Origin of the sequence: Nocardioides aquiterrae, assembly GCF_039526625.1 — a bacterium.
Lineage (GTDB): Bacteria > Actinomycetota > Actinomycetes > Propionibacteriales > Nocardioidaceae > Nocardioides > Nocardioides aquiterrae.
In genome coordinates, this window is record NZ_BAAAJE010000002.1 from 409,652 (window position 1) to 431,270 (window position 21,619).

Sequence of the window (21,619 nt, forward strand, 5' to 3'; positions counted from 1 at the left end):
CCCCGGAGATCATCGACGCGCGGCGACGCGACGGTCCGTGCCCCGGGGGGCACCGGGACGTCGGACGCGAGCCGGTCGGTCTCGAGGATCGCGGCCCGCCGGTTGTGGCCCGGCTCGGTCGGCGTCGGCGTCGGCGACGGCGTCGGCGTCGNNNGCGCCGGCGCCGGCGTCGGACGGGCCGGCTCCGGCCTGGCGTCGTGCCGGGTCGCCAGCAGGCCGCCGGCGACGACCAGGACGACCGACGCCGCGGCCGCGGTGAGGACCCGCCACCCGCGGCGCCGGGCCGGCGGCGTCGCGAGCGCGATCCGGTGCGCGACGGCCGGGTCCGCGTCCGCCTCGTGGGCGGCGAACGTCGCGGCCAGCAGGTCGGCGAGCCGCTCGTCGGTCCAGGTGCTCATCGGGTCTCCTCGGTGACGAGAGCCGCGCGCAGCGAGGCGAGACCGCGCGAGACGTGGGAGCGGACGGTGGCCGCGCTGCAGCCGAGGGCGGCCGCGATCTCCCCGTCCGGCAGGTCCTCGTAGAAGCGCAGCACGAGCGCCGCGCGCTGCTGGCGAGGGAGCGTGGCGAGCCAGCCCCACACGTCGTGCTCGACCTCCACGGGCGCGGTCGTGGGGACGTCGTGCTCCAGCGGCACCGTGCGCAGCCGCCGCCGTCTCCGGTCGGAGACGTGCTCGTTGACCATGACCGTGCGCAGGTACGCCGCGGGCGCCGCCATCGCGGCGATCCGGCGGCCGTGGCGCTGCGCGCGGGCGAACGTCGCCTGCAGCAGGTCCTCGGCGTCCGTGGTCGAGCCGGTGAGCATCACGGCCAGGCGCAGCAGCCCGGGCGCGAGCGCGCCGGCGACCCTCCCCCAGTCGGCCTCGCCGTCCACCACGTCCATGTCCCCCCTAACGCGAGCGGAGCCGGATCCGTGGAGCCTAGAGCGTGGGATTCTCCTCCTCGTCGAAGCGCGGATCGGCCAGGAAGTACTGGGCGACCCGGCCCGGCGGCTTCTTCGGCTCGCGCGCCGGCTCGGGGACCATCCGGCCCTCGACGGTGTCCCAGAAGCCGTCGACGGCGTGCATCACCTTGCGGGCGACCAGCCCCAGCATCCCGGTGTGCGGCGTGTACGGGTGCGGCCGCGTCGGCGCGGCCAGCTCCGCGTGGTAGAGCCGCACGGTCAGCCGGTCCAGCTCCCGGTCGTCGAGCGCCGCGGTCAGCCGGACGCCGAGCTCGCACTCGTGGCGCTGGTGGTCGCCGAGCGCGTCGTCGACGTCCGCCCAGACCTCGGGCCAGGCGAAGGAGGTCTCGTACACCGAGCCGTACTCGTGCGCCTTCACGTGCGCGAGGACGACCTCGAGCTCGCGAGCGGCGCGCAGGTAGTCGTGCACCAGGTGCGGGCCGTCCGCGACCTGCTTGCGGACCGGCCGGAGCAGCACCGCGTCCACCGCGTGCAGGTGCTTGCTCGTGGTGGCGAGGAACGTGTCGATCCGCTCGTACCCGTCCCGCGGCCGGTCCGCCGGGGCCTCCATGGCCCGCGCGGCCGCGAGCCGCTCCGCCATCCGCGAGTGCGCGGACCGGATCGAGCTGCTCAGGACATCGGTCGTGCCCACCGGCATCACCAGCTTCTCAGCGCCGTGTCTTCGATGATGCGCCCGGGCGGACCCACCCACAAGGGTGGACCCGCCTCGGGCACGGCGCCGACCGAGGTCCGGGGAGCGGGTCCTAGCCCAGCTCCACCACGATCTCGGGCTCGCGCGTGATCGAGTTGTGCACCGTGCAGTGGCTGGCGAACCCGAGCAGCGCCGCCCTGCGCTCCTCCGGCACGCCGTCGGGGAGGTCGATCCGGATCCGCAGCGAACCGACCCGGGCGGGTCCGCTCGCCATCGCGTAGTCCGTGCTCACCGCCAGGCCCTGCTCCGGCAGCCCGTGCCGGCGCAGGTACCGGCGCGCGTAGAACGCGACGCAGGAGGCGAGCGAGGCGACGAACAGCTCGGTCGGCGTGGGCCCCCGGTCCCCGCCGTGCGCCTCGAGCGGCTGGTCGACGAGCACGCGGTGGCCGCGCACGACGATCTCGAAGCGGTCGTCGCCGAGGTGCTCGACGTGGAGGGTCTGCAGGTCCTGGGCGGTCGTCACGTTCCGACCATATACCCCGGGGGGTATCGAGCCAGAGGCGAAGGTCCCGCCGCCCGCAGGTCAGCCGACCAGGTCGACCTCGGCGTACGCCGCACCGGCGGCCAGCTCGGCGTAGCCCGGCCCGCGGTCGAAGAACGCCTCGCTCGGCGCCGGCCGGCCGGCTCGCTCGGCGGCGGTCGCGGCCTCGTCGTACCCGAGCGTGTCGTCGTCGAGGGAGCCGGTGAGCACCACCCCGTAGTCGGCGAGCGCGGCCTCCGGGGAGACCTTGCGCCACACGACGTCGCGGACGACGAGGGCGGGGTCGCGGTCGAGCGGGTCGCCCCAGCCGCCGCCGCCCGTGGTGCGGATGCGGATCACCTCGCCGGCGGTGACCGGCTCGGCGTCGGCGAGGGCGTCGACCTCGCGCTCGTTCGGCCCGCCCGGGTCGATGGTGACCTGGAACGGCTTGCCGGCCAGGCCGCCCTTGACGCCCCAGCAGGCCAGGATCGACCGGTCGGCGATCGACATGAAGTGGCCGTCCTTGAGCATCCGGATGTGCTTCTCGTAGCCGAGGCCGCCGCGGAACCTGCCCGCTCCCCCGCTGTCGATCGCCAGCGACAGCGACTCGACCCGGAAGGGGAAGCGCGCCTCGGTGAACTCGCTCGGCAGGTTCCGGGAGTCGGGGACGACGTGGATGGTGTCCTCGCCGTCGGCGTAGTAGCGGCCGCCGGAGCCGCCGCCCAGCACCTCGCGCATGAGGTACGGACGGCCCTCGAGGTCCTCGCCGTACACGCCGGTGTAGCGGATCGTCTCCTGATCGGCGGGCATCCGGCCGTCGACGGCCTTGGCGACCACGCCGGCGAGGACGCCGAGCAGCCGCAGGATCACGAACGTGCGGGCGTTGGTGGGGGCCGGGAAGACCGGGGTGAGCAGCGTGCCCGGCGGCGGGAACCGCATCTCGATCAGCGGCACGATGCCCTCGTTGACGTCGAGCTCGGCCATCCGCTCGGGGGTGTCGGCGAGGTTGCGCAGGATCGGCGCCAGCCACTTCTTGAGGAAGACGCCGTCGCTGTAGTCGCCGCAGTGGTTGATCGGGCCCTTCGCCTGCGGCGAGGTGCCGCCGAAGTCGAGGACCAGCCGCTCGCCGTCGGGGTCGTCGGCCGGGGTGCGGGTGAGCGTGATCCGCTGCGTGTGCAGCATCGGCTCGTCGACCCCGTCGTGCTCGGCGTAGTCCTCCCAGACCCAGGTGCCCACCGGGATCTTGCCGAGGATCTCGCGGCGGTAGGTCTCGGTGGTGCGGCTGATGATCGCGTCGAAGCAGGACTCGACGGTCTCCACGCCGTACCGGTCGAACAGTTCGCCGAGCCGGCGCGCCCCCATCAGGCAGGCCGAGCACTCGGCGTCCAGGTCGGCCGCGAGCGACTCCGGCATCCGGGAGTTGCGGGTCATGATCGACAGCGCCGCCCGGTTGGGGACACCCGCGTCCCAGAGCCGGATCGGCGGGACCATCAGCCCCTCCTCGAAGACGCTGGTGGCGTTGCTCGGCATCGAGCCGGGCACCGCGCCGCCGATGTCGTCGTGGTGGCCGAACGCCTGCACGAACGCGACGACCTGGCCACCGCTGAAGACGGGGACCGTCACGCACAGGTCGGGCAGGTGCCCGATGCCGCCCTCGGACTGGTAGACGTCGTTGTGGAAGAAGACGTCGCCCTCGCGCATCTCCTCGATCGGGAAGTCCCGGGCGACCGGGTGCACGAGCGCGGAGTACGAGCGGCCCGTGAGCTTGCGGAGCAGGCGGTCGTGGATGCCCGCCCGGAAGTCGTGCGCGTCGCGGATCATCGGGCTGCGGCTGGTCCGGCCGATCGCGGTCTCGACCTCCATCTCGACCGAGGCCAGCGAGCCCTGGACGATCTCGACGAGCACCGGGTCGGCGCTCGCTCCTGCGTCCGCGGTCAGGTGGCCGAAGGGGAACTGCGTGGGCGCCCTGCGGCTGTCGGTGACGGTCACTGGTCGGCCTTCCGGGTCACGATGATGTTCAGGTACTCGTCGATGCGGGCGGTGAAGCCCGGGTGCAGGGGCACGGTCGAGCCGAACTCCTCCAGGATCGCCGGGCCGTCGACGACGGTGCCCGGCGCGAGGTCGGGGCGCCACAGCACGGGCGTGTCGACGTACCCCTCGGCGGCGTCGAAGCAGACGGGACGCCGGCCCTTCTCGGCCGGTACGGCGACCGGCTCGACCACCGGGTGCCGCTGGATCTCGGGGCGGCGGATCGGGCCGATGCCGGAGACCCGGAGGTTCACCCACTCGACCTGCTGGCTGGCGTCGCCGGAGAAGTCGTAGCCGTACAGCGCCCGGTGCTCGGCGTGGAAGGCGTCGGCGACCGCCGCCGGGTCCAGCTCGCCGGGAGCGACCGGGACCCGCACCTCGAACGCCTGCCCGAAGTAGCGCAGGTCGGCGGTGCGGACGAACTGGTGCTCGTCCGGGTCGAAGCCCTCCTTGGCCAGGGCCTGCGCGGCCTGGGCGGTGAGCTCGTCGTAGATCCCGGCGACCGCGCTCGGGTCGAGGTGGTCGGCGAGGGTGACGTGGGTGCGGACGTAGTCGTTCTTGACGTCCACGGTCAGCAGGCCGAACGCCGAGACGTTGCCCGGGTTCGGCGCCACCAGCACGGTGGGGATGCCGAGCACGTCCATCAGCCGGCACAGCAGCAGCGAGCCCGAGCCGCCGAAGGTGGTGAGCGTGAAGTCGCGGACGTCGAGGCCGCGCTTGACCGTGACCTGGCGCAGCGCGTTGGCCTGGTTCCACGCGGAGATCTCCAGGACCCCGGTGGCGCACGCCTCCGGGCTGAGCCCGAGCTTGGAGGCGAGCTGCTCGATGCCGTCGCGCGCCGCGTCGACGTCGAGCGGGATCTCGCCGCCGAGCAGGTGCGGCGGGATCCGGCCGAGGAAGACGTGCGCGTCGGTGATGGTGACCTCGGTGCCGCCCTTGGCGTAGCAGAGCGGGCCGGGGTCGGCGCCCGCCGACTGCGGACCGACCTTGAGCGTGCCCTCGGGGCTCAGCCACGCGATCGAGCCGCCGCCGGCGCCGACGGTGACCACGTCGATCATCGGGATCTTCGACGGGAACGCGCCCACCGAGCCCTCGGTCGTCAGCGTCGGCTCGCCGTCGATCACCACGGACACGTCGGTCGACGTACCACCGCCGTCGGAGGTGAGGACCCTGTCGAAGCCGGCGACCTTCGCGATCAGCGCGGCACCGAGCGCGCCCGCGGCCGGCCCGGAGAGCACGGTGGTGATGGGCTGGTGCACGACCTCGTCGGCCGACAGCACGCCGCCGTTGGACTTCATCACGTAGAACGGAATGGGGATGACGCGGTCGTCGCTCCCCGAATATTGGCCAGTCAGGCGGCTCTTGATGTTGTTGACGTACGCCGAGAGCCGCGGCTTGACCGCCGCGTCGACGAGGGTCGTCATCGCGCGCTCGTACTCGCGGTACTCGCGCAGCACCTCGCTGGACAGCGACACGACCGCGTCGGGGTGCTCCTCGGTGAGGATCGCGCGCATCCGCTCCTCGTGCACCGGGTTGGCGTAGGCGTGCAGGAAGCAGACGCCGAGGGTGCCGATGCCCTGCGCCTTGAACCAGCGGGCGACCGCGCGGGCGCCGTCCTCGTCGAAGGGGCGCACCTCCTCGCCGTTCACGTCGAGGCGGCCCTCGACGCCCTTGACGAGGTCCCGCGGGACGATGCGGTCCGGCTTCACCCAGAAGTAGCTGTTGCCGTAGCCGTCCGGCACCGACTGGCGCGCGATCTCGAGCATCGCCTCGTAGCCGGTGTTGGTGATGAACCCGAGCCGGTCGACCTTGCCCTCGAGGAGCTGGTTGGTCGCGACGGTCGTGCCGTGGCTGACCGCGTCGATGTCGGCGCCGGTCGCGCCGAGCAGGCCGAGGACCTTGTCGATGCCGGCGAGGAAGCCGTCGGCCGGGTTGCTCGGCGTCGAGGGGGTCTTGGTCGTGACGAGCTCGCCTGAGTCCTCGTCGAACGCGACGACGTCGGTGAACGTCCCGCCGGTGTCGATGCCGATCCGGATGCGCCGGGTCATGGGGTCCCTTCCAGGTGGGGCAGGTGGAACGTCGTGGACTGGGTGGAGCTCGCGACCAGCCTGCCGGACGCGACGACGTACGCCGGCGCGTCGTGGTGGGCGAGGACGTCGCGGAGGGTGGCGTGGCAGTGGACGACGAGGTCGGCGTTGCCGCCCTCGGCGAGCCGGTGGCCGCCCACGCCGAGGACGTCCGCGGCCGTCGTCGTGACGGCGTCGTAGACGAGCTCGATGCCGGCGCCGTCGACCGCCTCGAGGGCGTGCGCGGCGAGGAACGCGATCTCGGCCATGTTGTGGCGGCCGAAGGGGTAGTAGGCGTCCTCGATGTCGTCCTGGCCGAGGGCCACCGGCACGCCCATCGCCGTCAGCTCACGCACCGGCAGGTGCAGCGGGCCGGTGTGCGGGTCGCTGACGAAGCCGAGCCCGGCGCGCTTGACCAGGCCGACGAGGCGCTCCAGGCCGGGACGCGCGTAGAGGCCGACCGCGCGGGCGTGGTTGGCGACGCCCCGACCCTCGAGGCCGTGCTCGAGCATCGCGCTCGCGAGCATCTCGGTGGTGTGCAGGGTCGCGTCGCCGGCGTCGTCGACCAGCATCGCGACCCGGCGGCCGTGCGCCGCCGCGAGCGCGCACATCCGGCGCACGTGCTCACGGGCCTCGGCGTCGGTGTGCTCGATCCACGGGATGCCGCCGACGACGTCGGCGCCGAGCTCGACGGCCTCGCGCACCAGGTCCTCGGCGCCCGGGTCGCGCAGCAGCCCGTCCTGCGGGAACGCCACGACCTGCAGGTCGACCACGCCCCGGAACTCGTCGCGGAGCGCCAGCAGCGGGATGACGCCCTCCAGCCGCGCCTGGGTGTCGACGTCGGCGAAGGCGAGCACGTGGCGCACGCCGTACCCGATCGCCTGGAGCACCGCGTGCCGGGCGTTGGGCTCGATCCAGGCGCGGTCGTACCCCGCCTTCACGGCGCTCGCGAGCTCGATGGAGTGCAGCGCGGAGCCCATGTCGCCGGCGGTGTACGCCGTCAGCGCCGCGTCTCCGATCCGGTCGAGCGTGTGCACCTTGTCCAGGTGCAGGTGCCCGTTGACGAAGCTCTCGGTGACCAGTCCGCCGGCCGCGTCGAGCTCGTCGGCGCCGGTCAGCGGGTCCTGGGTGACGGCCGTGACCCGGCCGCCGTCGATGCCGATCTGCCAGCGGCCGTCACGACCGCGCAGCGCCGCGTCCGCGACGACGAGCTGGTGGGAGGGCACGCGTCGATTCAACCGGCGCCGCTCCCGCGCGGCCACGGCAGAGGTTGCCGACGGGCGGGCCGTTCTCCGGCAATCTCTGCCAGGGCCTGGACCCGTCAGGCGTCGGGCGCGCGGTCGTTGTAGACGCCCGCCTCCTCCTGCCCGGACAGCGCCTGGATGGCCGTCATGATCTCGTCGGTGACCAGCCGGCGCGCCTTGCCGGGCGGGACGCCGTCGTACCGGCCGGCGACCTCGATCGGCGCACCGAACCGCACGGTGATCGGCACGATCCGCGGCAGCCTCGCGCCGACGGGCTGGAGCCGCTCGGTGCCGGTGATGCCGACGGGTACGACGGGGACGCCGGCCGTGAGCGCGAGGTGCGCGACCCCGGTGCGGCCGCGGTACAGCCGGCCGTCGCGGGACCGGGTGCCCTCCGGGTAGAGCCCGAACGCCTCGCCGCGGCCGAGCACCTCGAGCGCGGTGTCCAGGCTCCCGAGCGCGGCCTTGGGGTCGTCGCGGTCGACCGGCAGCATGCCCATCCCCTCGAACCACGCCTTCTGCAGCGTGCCCTTGACGCCCCCGCCCCGGAAGTAGTCGGACTTGGCGAGGAAGTGCACCTTGCGCGGCGCGACGATCGGGATCACCAGCGAGTCCGCGAAGCTGAGGTGGTTGCTGGCCAGGATCACCGCGCCGGTGCGCGGCACGTTCTCGAGGCCGGTCACCGTCGGTCGCCAGACCACCTTGGCGAGCGGCGGGACGACCGCGTGCAGGACCGTGTACATCACCACGGTCCCAGTGTCGCGGTTACCGGCCGGTCTGCCGATTCGCTGCCCGCGGGACGGGCCGGAAATAGGTGAAGGGCCCTCGAAAGTATGAGTTCCAAGGGCCCTTCGGTTGACCGGTACTGGTGACGCTCCCGGTCGACAGCTCGTCTCCTCCGGTCCCGGCGGCCTCGTCACCCAGCCGCCGCGGTGGTCCACCGGCAAGCCGGCGGTCCTCCGTCTGGACCCTCGTCTCCGAGCTGTCCCGCTCTCCGTTGCCGGAGTGCGTGGGAGAAGTTCTATGCCCTCCGCGACGAACAGCGCAAGGGCTTCGGCGAACATTCTCCTGGTTCCACCGAAAGTCACCGGGTGCTCCACAGACCGACACCCCGTTGTCCACAGAAAGTGCTCGAATTCCCACAGCCGAAGGGTGTCCGGGGGCCGGCGTGAGCGCCCGCACCCGCTGCCGCCGATGCCGCGCGCCCGTCCTGGGTACACCCCTGGTGCACACAACAGAGAAGGGCCCTTGCGAGTATGAGTCGCAAGGGCCCTTCGGGTGACCGGTACCGGTGACGCTTCCGGTCGACAACTCTTCTCCTCCGGTCCCAGCGACCTCGTCACCCAGCCGCTGCGCCACGAGCCGGCAAGCCGCCTCGCGTCGTTCGGACCCTCGTCTCCGAGCTGTCCCGCTCTCCGTTGCCGGAGTGCGTGGGAGAAGTTCTATGCCCGAGCGCTTCGGGTGCGCAAGGGCTGGTGCGGACAAACTTCCGGTCCCACAGGAACTCGTCGGTTCCGCACAGGATCGACCCCGGTCGTCCACAGCCGATCGGACTATTGCCCACAGGTTTTCCACCGTTGCCTGTGGATGAGCAATCGCGTTGCGTCGTGGGCGGCGGCGGATCTAGCGTCCCGCGGGTGACCTCCGAGCTCGTCGCACTCTGCCTCGACGCGCACGATCCCGCCGGCCTCGCCCGGTTCTGGTCGGTGCTGCTCGGCTGGGACGTGGCCGTGGACGGCGCCTGCGCCGCGCTGGTGCCGCCCGGCGGCGCCGGCTACCGGCTCGGGTTCGTCGCGAGCCGGGAGCCCAAGCCCGGCCCGAACCGGATCCACCTCGACCTGACCAGCTCCTCCGACGGGGACCAGCGGCGGACCGTCGCCCGGGCGCTCGAGCTCGGCGCCCGGCACCTCGACTTCGACCTCGGCCCGGGCGAGCGGCACGTCCCGCTCGCCGACCCCGAGGGCAACGAGCTGTGCGTGATCGAGGCGGACAACCGGTTCCTCGCCGGGTGCGGGCGGATCGGCGCGATCAACTGCGAGGGCACCCGTCAGGTCGGCCACTTCTGGAGCGAGGCGTTGGGTTGGCCCCTGGACTGGGACCAGGACGAGGAGACCGCGATCCAGTCGCCGCGGGGCGGCACGAAGATCACCTGGAGCGGCCCGCCGGTGGCCCCGCGGCTCGGCCCGGACCGCCAGTGGTTCGAGCTGGCCACGGCCGGTGACCTGCGCGACGAGGTCGACCGGCTGGTCGCGCTGGGCGCGACGCGGCTCGACCAGGAGACCCTCGCCGACCCGGACGGCAACCACTTCCGGGTCGGTCACCGGGCGTGACCGGCCCGCCGACCGGCAGACGTGGCACGACGCCCGAACAGCCGGCGGTGGTGCGATCATCGACCGCATGACTCCCGACCAGACCGCGCGGAGCATCGTCGCCGGGCTCCAGGACGCCGTCGACGCTCACGACCCCGACGCGATGGCCGCGCGCTTCGCCCCCGGGGCGGTGCTCGTCGGGTCGGCGGGCTACAGCGCGGGTGACTCCGCGGTGCGGCGGTACCTCGAGGGCGTCGCCACTATCGGCCTCCTGCACTGGCACCTGGAGCGGTACGACGTGTTCCTGTCGACCCCGGACGTGCTCGGCTTCGCCGCCGAGGGCGAGATCGAGTGGCGCGACGCCGAGGACGCGAGCAGGGACCCGTTCCGGCTCACCATCGTCGCGGTCCCGGACGGCCAGGACTGGCGGATCCAGCACTTCCACGGCTCCATGCGGAGCGACTGACGGTCGGCCTACGTTCGTCGGTGGTAGCGGGCGTGGTGTCGGGGGCAGAGCAGGCGGGCGTGTTCGGTGTCGGTGGGTCCACCGTGGGCCCAGGGCTGGTCGTGGTGGGTGTGGCACATGGCGGGTGGCCAGTCGCAGCCGGGTTCGGTGCAGTGCTGGTCGCGGAGGGCGATCGCGATCCGCTGGGCGCGGGTGTGGAAGCGGCGTTTGCGGCCGAGGTCGAGGATCTGGGATCTGCCGCCGAGGACGACGGGGAGCAGGCCGGCCTCGCAGGCCAGCCGGCGGGCCAGGGCCGGAGAGATCTTGCCGCCGGTGTCGAGGAGGCAGGCCTGCTGCAGGCGTTCTTCGAGGACCTCGAGGGGGATGGTGACCACGACCGTGGCACCGACGCCGCCGGTGCTGGGTAGGTCCTTGTCGCCGATGCGTTCGATGAGCTCGCACAGGGCCCGGCCCAGGGCCTGGGGTCCGGGCCGGCGCGGGGCGCCGGCGCCCTCGGTGGCGGTGCGGTGCTTGGGGTTGGTGAAGGCCATCAGCATCTTGGTCAGCGCGGCGCCGTGGAAGGACGGGATCGTGAACGTGCCGTGGCACTTGCCGTGCCCGTCGTCGCGCATCTTGAACTTCGCGGCGACCAGGGCGTCGGCCTCCTCCTTGGCGAGCTGCTCGGCCTCGTAGGCGTCGACCAGGTCCGGGGCGACCACCTCGAGCAGCCGCTTGCCCAACAGCCGCAGCACCCGGGCGTCATGATTGCGGGCTTCGGCGACCAGGTGCCGTTCGGCCTTGTCCACCAGGCCGGGGTCCAGGTCGCCGGGCAGCGCCGCGAGCGCTTCGACGATGACCTGGGCCTGCTCCACCACCAGGTCACCGGCCGCGAGTGCCGCGCGCACGTGTGACCGGGTGACTAGGGCCTGGCCGAGCTTGACCGCCCGGAGTGCTGCGGGGCGGCGCTGCCTGGTCTGGTGTGCCCAGGTGTCGAGGGTCTGGTCGTCGGCGTGCTCGGCGACCCGGGCCTCGAACTCGGCGGCCCGGGCTTTGAGGCGGGTGATCTCGACCAGGGTGGCCCGGGTCTCCTCAGGGGTCATGGACCACACCGAGGCGTCGGTGACGGTGTCCAGCTCCGCGTGGGCGTGGGCGACCGCCACCGAGACTCGGTGTCGAGGGGTCGCCATCGCTGTCATACCTCTACCCAAGCATCGACCACCGACAGTGATGGGGCTCAGAACCCTTGTTTCACAGGGTTCTGGGAATTTCGTAGGTAAAGTTTCGGGGCCACTTTCCGTCCACAGGCCAGCGTGCGGATCGATGCGGCCGTGAGCCGGGCGCCGACAGTGACCACCCGCCCGCCGTTCCCGTCGCTGCCTTGTCGGTCGCAACCCCAGGCCGCCTGGAAGGTTCCGGGGTCTCGACAAGCTCGACCAACGGGGACCTCGGTGGCTTCGAGGCTCGCTTCGCTCGCACCTCAACCACCGGGTACGTCCGGTGAGCCGGGCGCCGGCCGTGATCACCCGCCCCGCCGTCCCCGTCGCTGCCATGTCGGTCGCAACCCCAGGCCGCCTGCACGGTTCCGGGGTCTCGACAGGCTCGACCAACGGCGATCCAACGGACGCGCCCGTGTGCCGGGCGCCGACAGCGACCACCCGCCCGCCGTCCCGTCGCTGCCATGTCGGTCGCAACCCGACGCAGCCTGCACGGTTGGGGGGTCTCGACGGGCTCGACCAACGGGGGCCTCGGTGGTTTCGAGGCTCGCTTCGCTCGCACCTCAACCACCGATATCGCCAGAGAGCCGGGCGCCGACAGCGACCACCCGCCGTTCCCGTCGCTGCCATGTCGGTCGCAACCCGAGCCGCCTGCAAGCGGCCGGCAGTCAGCCTGCGAGCACCGCCGCCTCGAACGCCGCGGCGACCTCGAGCAGGAACCGGTCGCGGCCGTGGGCGGCGACGATCTGGATGCCGACCGGCAGCCCCTCGCTCGTCGTACCGAAGGGGACCGAGATCGCCGGGCAGCCGGTGACGGTGATGAAGTACGCCGCGCGCATCCAGTCCAGGTACGACGCCATCGGCTTACCGTTGATCGAGGTCGGGAACTCCTGGTCGGCCGGGAACGGCGGCACCTGCGAGACCGGCAGCACCAGCACGTCGTACGTCTCGAAGAACTCGCGCATCCGCTCGGCGAGCAGGGTCCGCTGGTGGTAGGCGCGGGCGACGTCGGCGCCGGTGAGCGACTCCCCCGCGCGGATGTTGTCGGCGAGCGACTGCTTGAAGGCGTCCGGGTGCTCGGCCAGGAGCGAGCCGAACTTCGCCTGGAAGTGCCAGGCGCGCAGCGTGCGGAACGTGTCGTCGGCCTCGGAGAGATCCGGGTGGGCCGGGACGACCGTGCCGAAGACGGACGCGGACGACGCGACGATCGCCGCGACCTCCTCGTCCACCTCGAACGCCCCGCCCAGGTCGACCGACAGCGCGACCCGCAGTCCGGCGAGCGACCCCGCGACCGGGGGCGCGAAGGCCGAGCCCGGGTCCCCGAGGGCCAGCGGCGCGCGCGGGTCGGGTCCCGCCAGCACGGACAGCAGCAGCGCGAGGTCCCCGACGTTGCGCGCCATCGGCCCGCCGACCGAGGTCGTCTCCCACTGGTTGTACAGCGGCCACTCCGGCACCCGCCCGAGCGACGGCCGCAGCCCCACGACGCCGCAGAAGGACGCCGGGTTGCGCAGCGAGCCGCCCATGTCGGAGCCGTCCGCGAGCGGCACCATCCCGGCCGCCAGCGCGCACGCGGCGCCGCCCGAGGAGCCGCCGGCCGACCGGCTCGGGTCGACGGGGTTCAGCGTGGTGCCGAAGACCGTGTTGAACGTGTGCGAGCCGGCGGCGAACTCCGGCACGTTGGTCTTGCCGATCACGACCACGCCGGCGCGCCGCACCCGCTCGACCAGCAGCTCGTCGCGGTCCGGGACGTGGTCGCGGTAGAGCGGTGAGCCGTACGTCGTCCGCCAGCCCGCGACCGCGTGCGTGTCCTTGAACGCGAACGGCAGGCCGTGCAGCGGCCCGACCTCGGCGCCCGACGCCAGCGCCTCGTCGGCGGCCAGCGCCCCCTCCCGCGCCCGGTCGGGGTCGAGGGAGACGATCGCGTTGAGCTCCGGGTTGCGCTCGGCGATCCGGTCCAGGTGCAGGTCCAGCAGCTCACGCGCCGAGATCTCGCGGCGGCGTACGGCGTCCGCCTGCTCGCGGGCGGTCGCCTCGACCGTGACGCTCACCGCGGCTCCCGGGCGGACTGGTGGGGCAATCCCTGATGTTCTGGGGTGAAATTTCGGCCCAGAACATCAGGTTTCCCCGGCCCACCGGGGAAACCGCCGCCGCCCGGCACCCACCCCGTCATCGGCGGCGGCCGAAGAGCCCGCCGACGACGACGCCGAGCACGACCAGGCCGGCACCGACCGCGACGCCCTTGAGGAAGTCGCCGGGCGCGGACACCGCGGCCGGCCTCGCGGGCGCGGTGAAGACACCGGGAGCCGCCTCGACGCCTGCGGGGGCCTCGGCAGCCTCGACCACCGCCGCGGCGGGCCCGCCGGCGATCGCCTGGCCGACGTTGCCGAAGAACTCGCCGGCCATCCGCTTCGACACGCTGGTCAGCATCCGCTGGCCGACGCCGCCGACCATGCCGCCGACGATCGCGTCCGCCTCGTACGAGATCTCGGTGGCCCCGGGGGCGGGCCGGCCGAACGAGACCTGGACGGTGGCGTCGATGGTGCCGGGCGCGCCGGCGCCGGAGAGGCGCATGGTCAGGCCCTCGTGCTGCCGGAGGTCCGACAGCGTGCACTGGCCCTGGTAGGTGCCCTTGATCGCCGCGACGCCGGCGGTGACGGTCATGTCGTAGGCGTGGTCACCGGGGCCGCCGGTCGCGACCAGCCGCTCGCAGCCGGGGATCGTGGCGACCAGCACCCGAGGGTCGAGCAGGGCCTCCCAGACCTTCTCGACGGGCTGCTCGACGACGTTGGTGCCGCTGATCTTCATGAGGAGTGCTCCTGGCTGCGCTGGGATTCGCGAAGGTGGAAGAGCTCGGACGGCGAGATCGGCATCGCCCGGACCGGGATGCCCTCGGCGTCCTCGATCGCGGCGGCGAAGACCGCGGCGGACGGGATCACGCCCGCCTCGCCGGCGCCCTTGATGCCGAGCGGGTTCAGCGGGGACGGCGTCTCGAGGTGGTCGATCGCGATGCCGTCGGGGATCTCGGTGACGTAGGGCATCAGGAAGTCCATGAACGACGCGTTGAGCAGCTGCCCGGACTCGTCGTACGCCATCCGCTCGTAGAGCGCTCCCCCGACGCCCTGGGCGACGCCGCCGTGGATCTGGCCCTCGACGATCATCGGGTTGATCAGGTGGCCGCAGTCGTGGACGACGGCGTACTTCAGGATCGTGATCTCCGCGGTGTCCGGGTCGGTCTCGACGATCACGGCGTGCATGCCCGAGGCGAACGTCGCCCGCTCGGGCGAGTAGAAGTCCTTGCCCTCCAGGCCCGGCTCCTCGTCCTCGGCCACCGGCGGCTTGCCCGGGTCGCCGACCGAGAACTGGGTGGCGGCCTTCGACGCCTCGTCGAAGGCGTACCGCAGCGGGTTCGAGAGCACCGAGACGGTGCCGAGGTCGATCGAGGTGCCCGGCGACCCCTTGACCGAGACCACGCCGTCGACGATCTGGAGGTCGTTCTCGTCGGCCTCCAGGGCCTCGGCCGCGATCTTGAGCACCTTCTCCTTGGTCCGCTTGGCCGCCAGGTGGATGGCCGAGCCGCTCATCACCGCGGCACGGGACGCGAAGGTGCCGACGGCGTACGGCATCCGGCGGGTGTCGCCGGTGACGACCTCGACGTCCTCGAACTTCACGCCGAGCTCGTCGGCGACCAGCTGCGCGAACACCGTGGCGTGGCCCTGGCCCTGGGTGGTGAGGCCGGTCGCGACCTTGACCTTGCCGGAGGTCTCGACGTGCACGTGCGCGCCCTCGTACGGGCCGACGCCGGTGCCCTCGACGTAGCAGGCCAGGCCGATGCCGACCTTCCGGCCCTGCGCCGCCATCTCCCGCTGGTACGCCGGGAACTCGTCCCACCCGATCAGCGCCTTGATCTTCTCCAGCGAGGCCGGGTAGTCGCCGGAGTCGTACTCCAGCTCGCGGCCGTCCTGGAAGATCAGCCCCTGGTCGTAGGGGAACTCGTCGGGCTGGATGAAGTTGACGGCCCGCACGTCGGCGCGGTCCTTGCCGAGGTACGCCGCGATCGCGTCCATGGTCCGCTCCATCGCGTAGCAGCCCTGCGGCCGCCCGGCGCCGCGGTACGGCGTGACCATCACGGTGTTGGTGTAGAGCGACTCGAACACGACCCGGTAGCTCTGCGGCTTGTACGGCCCGAGCAGCTGGGTGGAGGTGATGATCGGGACGATCAGGCCGTACGGCGTGAACGCGCCGTGGTCGTGCCAGAACTCGACATCCAGCCCGAGCAGCCGGCCGTCGTCGTCGAACCCGACCTCGATGTGCTGGACCTGGCCGCGCTCGTGGGCGGAGGAGATGAAGTGCTCGCGCCGGTCCTCGGTGAACTTCACCGTGCGGCCGAGGACGCGGGCCGCCATCGGCACCAGCAGCTCCTCCGGCCACGGGTGGTTGATCTTCACGCCGAAGCCGCCGCCGACGTCGGGCGTGATCACGTCGACCTGCCCGAGGTCGAGGCCCATCTTCACCGCGATCGCGGCGCGGACGCCGGTCGAGCTCTGCGTGGACGTCCACACCTGGAGCCGGTTGACGTCGGGGTCCCAGCGCGCGACGGTGCCGCGGCCCTCCATCGGCATGCACGCGCTGCGCTCGACCGTGAGGTCGAGCTCGAGCCGGTGCGGCGCCTTCGCGATCGCGGCGGGCGCGTCCCCGACGTTCTGCTCCAGCCGGGCGCCGACGTTGCCGGGCACGTCCGGGTGCACGAGGTGCTCGGCGGCGCGCGCCGCCTCGACCCCGACCACCGGCGGCAGGAACTCGTAGTCGACCCGGATCCGCGAGACCGCGTCCTCGGCGACGTAGCGGTCCTCGGCGACGACGAAGGCGATGGCCTCGCCGACGTAGTTGACCTCGTCCTTCGCCAGCGCGTACTGCGTGCGCCCGTGGGTCAGCGCCGGGTGCGGGATCAGCAGCGGGAGCGGCTCGGCCATCGGGCCGGTGAGGTCGTCGTAGGTGTAGACCGCGTGCACGCCCTCGACGTCGAGGACGTCGGTGACGTCGATGTCCAGGATCTTCGCGTGCGCGTGCGGCGACCGGAGGACGGCGGCGTGCAGGGTGCCCGGGCCGACCGCGACGTCGTCGACGTACCGGCCCTCCCCGCGCAGGAACCGCTGGTCCTCGACCCGCTGGACGGCCTGGCCCATCAGCTTGGTCGTCATGAGGACAGCTCCCCCTGGAGCTCCGCCGCCCGCTCGACCGCCTTGACGATGTTCTGGTAGCCGGTGCAGCGGCACAGGTTGCCGGCGATCATGTCGCGCGCCTCCTCGTGCGTGGGGCGCGGGTTGTCGCGCAGCCCGGCCGTGATCGTGGTGAGGAAGCCCGGCGTGCAGAACCCGCACTGCAGCCCGTGGCACTCCGCGAACGCCTGCTGCACCGGACCGAGCGAGCCGTCCTCGTTCGTCAGCCCCTCGACGGTCGTGAGCTCGTGGTCCGCCGCCGAGACCGCGAGCATGAGGCAGGAGCGCATCGGCGCGCCGTCGACGAGGATCGTGCAGGCGCCGCACACGCCGTGCTCGCAGCCGACGTGGGTGCCGGTGAGCCCCAGGTCGTGGCGCAGCGCGTCGGACAGGAGCCGGCGCGCGGGGACCCGGACCTCGTGGGTCGTCCCGTTCACCGTCAGCCGGACGTCGTGCAGCTGCTCGCTCACCGTGCTCCCTCCGAGAAGTTCCGGGCAGATCGAACCACGCGGCCGGTGAGCACCCGCACCAGCTGGGCGCGGTACGCCGCGGTGGCGTGGATGTCGTCCTGGGGCTCCAGCTGCGCGAGGGCCGCCTCCCCCAGGTCGTCGTCGGCGACGCCCGTCAGGTCGACGACCGTGGGCACGTCGCTCACCGACAGGTAGCCGACCCGGACCTGGTCGCCCTCGACCAGCGCGGCCGCGCCGACCAGTGCATAGTCGCCGTGCCGGCGGGCGATCTCCTCGAACGCCACCCCGGCACCCGGCCGCAGCGCGGGGAAGAACGCCGAGACGGCGATCTCGTCGTGCCCGACCGTGGACTCGAGCGGGCCGGCGTACAGGTCGTCGGCGTGGATGGTGCGGCGGCCGGCGGGTCCCTCGACCTCGACCGAGCCACCGAGCAGCGTCAGCACGACCGGCATCTCTGCGGCGGCGTCGGCGTGGACCAGCGAGCCGACGGTGGTGCCGCGGTTGCGGATCGTGGCGTGCGCGACGTGCGCCAGCGCGAGCGGCACGAGCGGCTGCACACGGCGGACGTCGGGCGAGGCCAGGACGGCGGCGTGCCGGGCGAGCGCCCCCACGCACACCCCTGACACGCCGCCGACGTCGGCGGCCTCGATGGTGTCCAGGCCCGGGATCGCGTTGATGTCGACGAGCAGCGCCGGTGCGGCGAGCCTCATCGACAGCAGCGGGACCAGGCTCTGGCCTCCCGCCAGCACCTTGGCGTTCGGCTCGCCGGCCAGGGCTGCCACCGCTTCGGCGAGCGTCCCTGGCCGGCGATAGTCGAATGGTGCTGGCTTCACGGTTTCCTGTTCTGGGTCGGGATCAGTGCTTGTGGTCGCCGTGGCGGTGCGGCGCCGCGTGATCCTCCACGCTGGTGCCGGTGCCACCGACCGAGATGATCGCGCCCTCGTCGTCGGTCCGCGGCGCCACCAGGCGAGCCAGGTGGTAGCCGAGCACGACGACCAGGGTGCCGAGCGCGATGCCGCTCAGGATGAAGTTGTCGGTGAACTTCAGGCTGCCGTTGCCGATCGCGAGGATGATGCCGGCGCTGATCGGGACCAGGTTGACCGGGTTGGCGAAGTTGACCCCGTTCTCCTTCCAGATCTTCGCGCCGAGCAGGCCGATCATGCCGTAGAGCACGAGCGTGATGCCGCCGAGCACGGCCGGGGGCGTCGCGTTCACGATCGCCCCGAACTTCGGGATCAGGCCGAGCAGGATCGCCACGATCGCGGCCACGAAGTAGGCGGCGGTCGAGTACACCCGAGTGGCGGCCATGACGCCGATGTTCTCGGCGTACGTCGTGGTCGGCGAGCCACCCACGGCGCTGGCGATCACGGTGCCGACACCGTCTGCGGCGACCGCGCGCCCCATCACCGGGTCCAGGTCGGCGCCGGTCATCTCGGAGACGGCCTTGACGTGCCCGACGTTCTCCGCGATCAGCGCGATCACGGCCGGCAGCACGAGCAGGACGAACGTGACCGAGAAGGCAGGCGTGTGCCAGCCGACCGCGTCGAGGTTGTTCGCGAGCGTCTGGTTGCCCACCAGGCCGTCGGCGGTGTGCTTGGGGAAGCCGAACCAGTCGGCCCCCGTGACGCCGCTCCAGTCGACGCGGTTGTGCGGACCCGGGTCGGCGCTGCTCGGCAGCGGGAGCGAGGTCTTGCCGAAGATGCCGTCGAAGATCCAGGACACCACGTAGCCGAAGATCAGGCCCAGGAAGATCGCGATCCGGCCGATGAAGCCACGCAGCCCGACCGCCATCAAGATCACGGCCGTCATGGTGATGATCGCGACCCACGGGTCCGAGGGCATGTACGTCGCGGTGGCGACGGGCGCGAGGTTGAAGCCAATCAGCATCACGACCGCGCCCGTGACGACGGGCGGCAGCACCGCGTTCACTGCGCCGGCGCCGAGGTAGTGGATGATCACACCGACGATCGCGAGCACCACGCCCGCGACCAGGATCGCCCCGGTGACGTCGGCCGGGCCGCCGGGTCCGCCGGAGCCGCTGTAGGTGTAGATCGCGGTGGCCCCGCCGACGAACGAGGCCGACGTGCCGAGGTAGCTCGGCACCTTGCCGCCGACGATCAGCAGGAAGCAGATCGTGGCGATACCGCTCATCATGATCGCGAGGTTGGCGTTGAGGCCCATGATGATCGGGAACACGAACGTCGCGCCGAACATCGCCACGACGTGCTGGGCGCCCAAGCCCACCGTCTTGCCCCAGGCCAGCCGCTGGTGCGGCGCCACGGCCTCACCGGGTTTGGGATCGACCACTTCCCACTTGAACATCGACATGACAGCACCCCTTCGGTGTGTGAGGGCCCGAGTTCCCGTCAAACTAATGACCCACATGACACACCCACGAGGGCGACAAATGCCGAAGGAACGCCGGATTGGCTGGCACCTGTTGTGGGCGCGCCGCGGTGGTCCGGACCGGTGGCCCGGACGGTTCGGCCGATCACCTGCGCGGTTCGGGCCGGCGCGTCAGTGGTGGCAGACCCGCGGGGTCGTCAGCATCGAGTCCTGGGGATAGCCGTCGGTGTTCTCCCAGACCGTGAACTGGTCGGTGCCCGAGACACCGCCCACGCCGACACTGAATCCCCACGGGAACCCGACCCCGGCGCTCCACGAGTCCTTGCTGGTCCCCCACGTGTGGGTGTAGCCCCCGTGCACGTAGAGCCGGTCGTAGCACCGGCCCCGCGAGGGCAGCGGGTTGAACCAGACGTCGTACCGGAACGACTTGCCCTTCAGGTCCGACCAGTAGGTGGTGGTCACGCCGTCCCAGGTCAGCTTGACCCTCGGCATCGTGTCCCTCTTGCAGGTCCCACTGTGGCCCGACGAGTTCTCCGCGTAGCTCACGAAGGTCGTGTCGTCCACGGCGGCATACGCGTTGTCGAAGGAGCCGCTCCGTAGCCTCTTCGCCCGGTGGAACGTCGTCGACCCGCAGACCTCGCCGTTGCGGATGGCGAACTTCCGGAAGCCGACGGAGTCGCTGAAGCGCAGACGCGCCACGTCCTTGCTGCCGATGTGGCCGCCGCTCCCCGGGACCATGGCCGGCCAGCAGAACCTCGTGGAGGCGCAGGCCGCTCGCCAGAACCCGTAGACCCGGATGTGGTAGGCCTTCAGCCGCTTGTCGTAGCCGACGAAGTACGGCGTGCTGACGTCGACCATCTTCGGGTTCGTGTGGCTCATGCCCCGTCGTGCGGCCGCGGTGTCGGGGGTGGAACCGGGGGCTGCGCCCGCCGAGGCAGACGGCATCGTGACAGACGACAGGAGCAGGACGAGCACGGCGCAGGCCGCGCCGAGGTGCCGTGCAAGGAGGTTCATGAGCGGCGGATACCCGCTGCGCGGGCGTCGAACCGGCGGTTGCAGGAACCTGCAAGCTCAGCCGGTGATCTCCAGGACCCGCAGGGCCACGGCGACGTCCAGGCGCAGGTGCGGGTCTGCGGAGAGGGGGCCGAGCAGCCGCTCCAGCTTCGCGACCCGGTAGCGCATCGTGTTGTAGTGGAAGAACTGCACGCGCGCGGCCTCGGCGACGTTGAAGTTCGTGTCCAGCAGCACCTGGAGGGTCTCGCGCAGGTCGGCCGCCTCGGTGGTGTCCTCCGCGAGCGGGCCGAGCACGTCGCGGACGAAGGACCGCAGCTCGCCGTTCCCCTCGGGACCGTCGGGCACGAGCGCGATCAGCCGGTGCAGGCCGAGCTGGTCGAAGAACGTCGTCGACCCGCCGCCGCGGACCCGCCGGCCGACCTCGACGGCGCGGCGCGCCTGCGCGTAGGCCTCCGGCAGCCCCTCCAGGCTCGTGGCGACCCGGCTGACGCCCACCGAGAACGGCCGGCGCCCGCCGCCCTTGTCGCCGGCGACCGCCAGCACCACGCGGCGCACGATGTCGTGGCCCTGCTCGTCGTCCGGCCCGACCGGGAGCAGGCACACGACCTCCGACGAGAAGTCGACGGCGGGGCTGCCGGGGGTGAGCTGGACGGTGACCTGGCGCCAGGCCGCGGAGAACCGCTCCTGCCACTGGCGGCGCTGGGCGCTCGTCCCGGGCTCGTCGCCGGGGTCCAGCTCCGCGGCGACCACGACCACCGGCCGGTCCAGGTCCCAGCCGAAGGTCGCGGCGTGCTCGGCGACGTACGCCGGGTCGGCGGTGCGGCGCAGCAGCAGGTCACGCAGGAAGTCGCCCTGGTACTTGTTCTCGACGGCGGTGACCGCCTCCTCGCGGGTGATCAGCAGCGCGGCGACCGCCGCGGCCCGCTCGAGCGCGTGCACGTCGTCGTCGAGCAGCGGCCGGCCCGGCCGGACGCACACGAGCCGCGCGAGGTCCGCCCCGCCGGCGGCGACCCGCAGCGCGCGGACGTGGCCGTCGCCGCCCATCCGCTCGACCCGTAGCCGCCCGCTCGGGTCGGCGAGGTCGGCGTCGGCGACGAGGCCCGCGACCTCGTCGGTCGAGGCCAGCTCGGCGACGGTCGCGACGTACGGGCGCCG

At 72.4% G+C, this 21,619-nt stretch carries 18 protein-coding genes; 2 read left to right on the forward strand and 16 right to left on the reverse strand.

What is annotated here, in order from left to right:
• Positions 1–394: 394 nt before the first annotated feature.
• From ABD086_RS04560 to ABD086_RS04590, 7 genes are all read right to left on the reverse strand, one after another.
• The gene (locus ABD086_RS04560; RefSeq protein WP_343906069.1) at positions 395–880 is read right to left on the reverse strand and encodes a sigma-70 family RNA polymerase sigma factor; all 486 of its coding nucleotides are present in this window, start codon (positions 878–880) and stop codon (positions 395–397) included.
• Positions 881–917: 37 nt separating this feature from the next.
• On the reverse strand, positions 918–1,598 hold the full coding sequence (locus tag ABD086_RS04565) for a hypothetical protein (RefSeq protein WP_343906070.1): 681 nt from the start codon (positions 1,596–1,598) through the stop codon (positions 918–920).
• A gap of 106 nt (positions 1,599–1,704) precedes the next feature.
• On the reverse strand, positions 1,705–2,115 hold the full coding sequence (locus ABD086_RS04570; protein WP_343906071.1) for an OsmC family protein: 411 nt from the start codon (positions 2,113–2,115) through the stop codon (positions 1,705–1,707).
• A 60-nt stretch (positions 2,116–2,175) separates the two neighbouring features.
• Positions 2,176–4,101 carry a hydantoinase B/oxoprolinase family protein gene (locus tag ABD086_RS04575; protein WP_343906072.1) on the reverse strand — a complete coding sequence of 642 codons (1,926 nt, stop codon included), beginning with the start codon at positions 4,099–4,101 and terminating at the stop codon, positions 2,176–2,178.
• Entirely contained in the window at positions 4,098–6,188 is a 2,091-nt protein-coding gene (locus tag ABD086_RS04580) for a hydantoinase/oxoprolinase family protein (protein WP_343906073.1), read from the reverse strand. Before ABD086_RS04580 ends, ABD086_RS04575 begins: the two co-directional genes overlap by 4 nt.
• Positions 6,185–7,432: an amidohydrolase family protein gene (locus tag ABD086_RS04585; protein WP_343906074.1), complete on the reverse strand. Its 1,248-nt coding sequence runs from the start codon at positions 7,430–7,432 to the stop codon at positions 6,185–6,187. Before ABD086_RS04585 ends, ABD086_RS04580 begins: the two co-directional genes overlap by 4 nt.
• Positions 7,433–7,527: 95 nt before the next feature.
• The gene (locus ABD086_RS04590) at positions 7,528–8,193 is read right to left on the reverse strand and encodes a lysophospholipid acyltransferase family protein (protein WP_343906449.1); all 666 of its coding nucleotides are present in this window, start codon (positions 8,191–8,193) and stop codon (positions 7,528–7,530) included.
• An 894-nt stretch (positions 8,194–9,087) separates the two neighbouring features.
• On the opposite strand from ABD086_RS04590, the gene ABD086_RS04595 reads away from it, so the two are divergent.
• Both ABD086_RS04595 and ABD086_RS04600 read left to right on the forward strand, forming a co-directional pair.
• Positions 9,088–9,780, forward strand: coding sequence for a VOC family protein (locus tag ABD086_RS04595; RefSeq protein ID WP_343906075.1), 693 nt, complete (start codon positions 9,088–9,090; stop codon positions 9,778–9,780).
• Positions 9,781–9,847: 67 nt separating this feature from the next.
• Complete coding sequence (locus ABD086_RS04600; RefSeq protein ID WP_343906077.1) at positions 9,848–10,225, forward strand: nuclear transport factor 2 family protein; 378 nt, start codon at positions 9,848–9,850, stop codon at positions 10,223–10,225.
• Between the two features lie 8 nt (positions 10,226–10,233).
• Here ABD086_RS04600 and ABD086_RS04605 read toward each other — a convergent pair whose 3' ends face one another.
• From ABD086_RS04605 to ABD086_RS04645, 9 genes are all read right to left on the reverse strand, one after another.
• On the reverse strand, positions 10,234–11,391 hold the full coding sequence (locus ABD086_RS04605; RefSeq protein ID WP_343906079.1) for an HNH endonuclease signature motif containing protein: 1,158 nt from the start codon (positions 11,389–11,391) through the stop codon (positions 10,234–10,236).
• Between the two features lie 695 nt (positions 11,392–12,086).
• On the reverse strand, positions 12,087–13,466 hold the full coding sequence (locus tag ABD086_RS04610; protein ID WP_343906081.1) for an amidase: 1,380 nt from the start codon (positions 13,464–13,466) through the stop codon (positions 12,087–12,089).
• Between the two features lie 118 nt (positions 13,467–13,584).
• A complete protein-coding gene (locus ABD086_RS04615; protein WP_343906082.1) occupies positions 13,585–14,223 on the reverse strand; it encodes an SRPBCC family protein in 639 nt (212 codons plus the stop codon).
• On the reverse strand, positions 14,220–16,616 hold the full coding sequence (gene cutA / locus ABD086_RS04620) for an aerobic carbon-monoxide dehydrogenase large subunit (RefSeq protein WP_343906083.1): 2,397 nt from the start codon (positions 16,614–16,616) through the stop codon (positions 14,220–14,222). The genes ABD086_RS04615 and cutA overlap by 4 nt, the downstream gene beginning before the upstream one ends.
• A complete protein-coding gene (locus ABD086_RS04625; protein WP_343906084.1) occupies positions 16,613–17,104 on the reverse strand; it encodes a (2Fe-2S)-binding protein in 492 nt (163 codons plus the stop codon). Before ABD086_RS04625 ends, cutA begins: the two co-directional genes overlap by 4 nt.
• Positions 17,101–17,937, reverse strand: a complete 837-nt coding sequence (locus tag ABD086_RS04630) for an FAD binding domain-containing protein (protein ID WP_343906085.1) — start codon at positions 17,935–17,937, stop codon at positions 17,101–17,103. Before ABD086_RS04630 ends, ABD086_RS04625 begins: the two co-directional genes overlap by 4 nt.
• A gap of 22 nt (positions 17,938–17,959) precedes the next feature.
• Positions 17,960–19,432, reverse strand: a complete 1,473-nt coding sequence (locus tag ABD086_RS04635) for a uracil-xanthine permease family protein (protein WP_343906087.1) — start codon at positions 19,430–19,432, stop codon at positions 17,960–17,962.
• A gap of 189 nt (positions 19,433–19,621) precedes the next feature.
• A complete protein-coding gene (locus ABD086_RS04640) occupies positions 19,622–20,329 on the reverse strand; it encodes a hypothetical protein (protein WP_343906089.1) in 708 nt (235 codons plus the stop codon).
• Positions 20,330–20,521: 192 nt separating this feature from the next.
• A partial coding sequence (locus ABD086_RS04645) for a PucR family transcriptional regulator (RefSeq protein WP_343906091.1) occupies positions 20,522–21,619 on the reverse strand: 1,098 nt, incomplete at its 5' end.

Bases quoted from the DNA above. Each gene is read 5' to 3' on its own strand.
- ABD086_RS04565 (WP_343906070.1), bottom strand. From the start codon at position 1,598: ATGCCGGTGGGCACGACCGATGTCCTGAGCAGCTCGATCCGGTCCGCG.
- ABD086_RS04580 (WP_343906073.1), bottom strand. From the start codon at position 6,188: ATGACCCGGCGCATCCGGATCGGCATCGACACCGGCGGGACGTTCACC.
- ABD086_RS04560 (WP_343906069.1), bottom strand. From the start codon at position 880: ATGGACGTGGTGGACGGCGAGGCCGACTGGGGGAGGGTCGCCGGCGCG.
- ABD086_RS04640 (WP_343906089.1), bottom strand. From the start codon at position 20,329: ATGAGCCACACGAACCCGAAGATGGTCGACGTCAGCACGCCGTACTTC.
- ABD086_RS04600 (WP_343906077.1), top strand. From the start codon at position 9,848: ATGACTCCCGACCAGACCGCGCGGAGCATCGTCGCCGGGCTCCAGGAC.
- ABD086_RS04590 (WP_343906449.1), bottom strand. From the start codon at position 8,193: ATGTACACGGTCCTGCACGCGGTCGTCCCGCCGCTCGCCAAGGTGGTC.
- ABD086_RS04605 (WP_343906079.1), bottom strand. From the start codon at position 11,391: ATGGCGACCCCTCGACACCGAGTCTCGGTGGCGGTCGCCCACGCCCAC.
- ABD086_RS04635 (WP_343906087.1), bottom strand. From the start codon at position 19,432: ATGTCGATGTTCAAGTGGGAAGTGGTCGATCCCAAACCCGGTGAGGCC.
- cutA (WP_343906083.1), bottom strand. From the start codon at position 16,616: ATGACGACCAAGCTGATGGGCCAGGCCGTCCAGCGGGTCGAGGACCAG.
- ABD086_RS04615 (WP_343906082.1), bottom strand. From the start codon at position 14,223: ATGAAGATCAGCGGCACCAACGTCGTCGAGCAGCCCGTCGAGAAGGTC.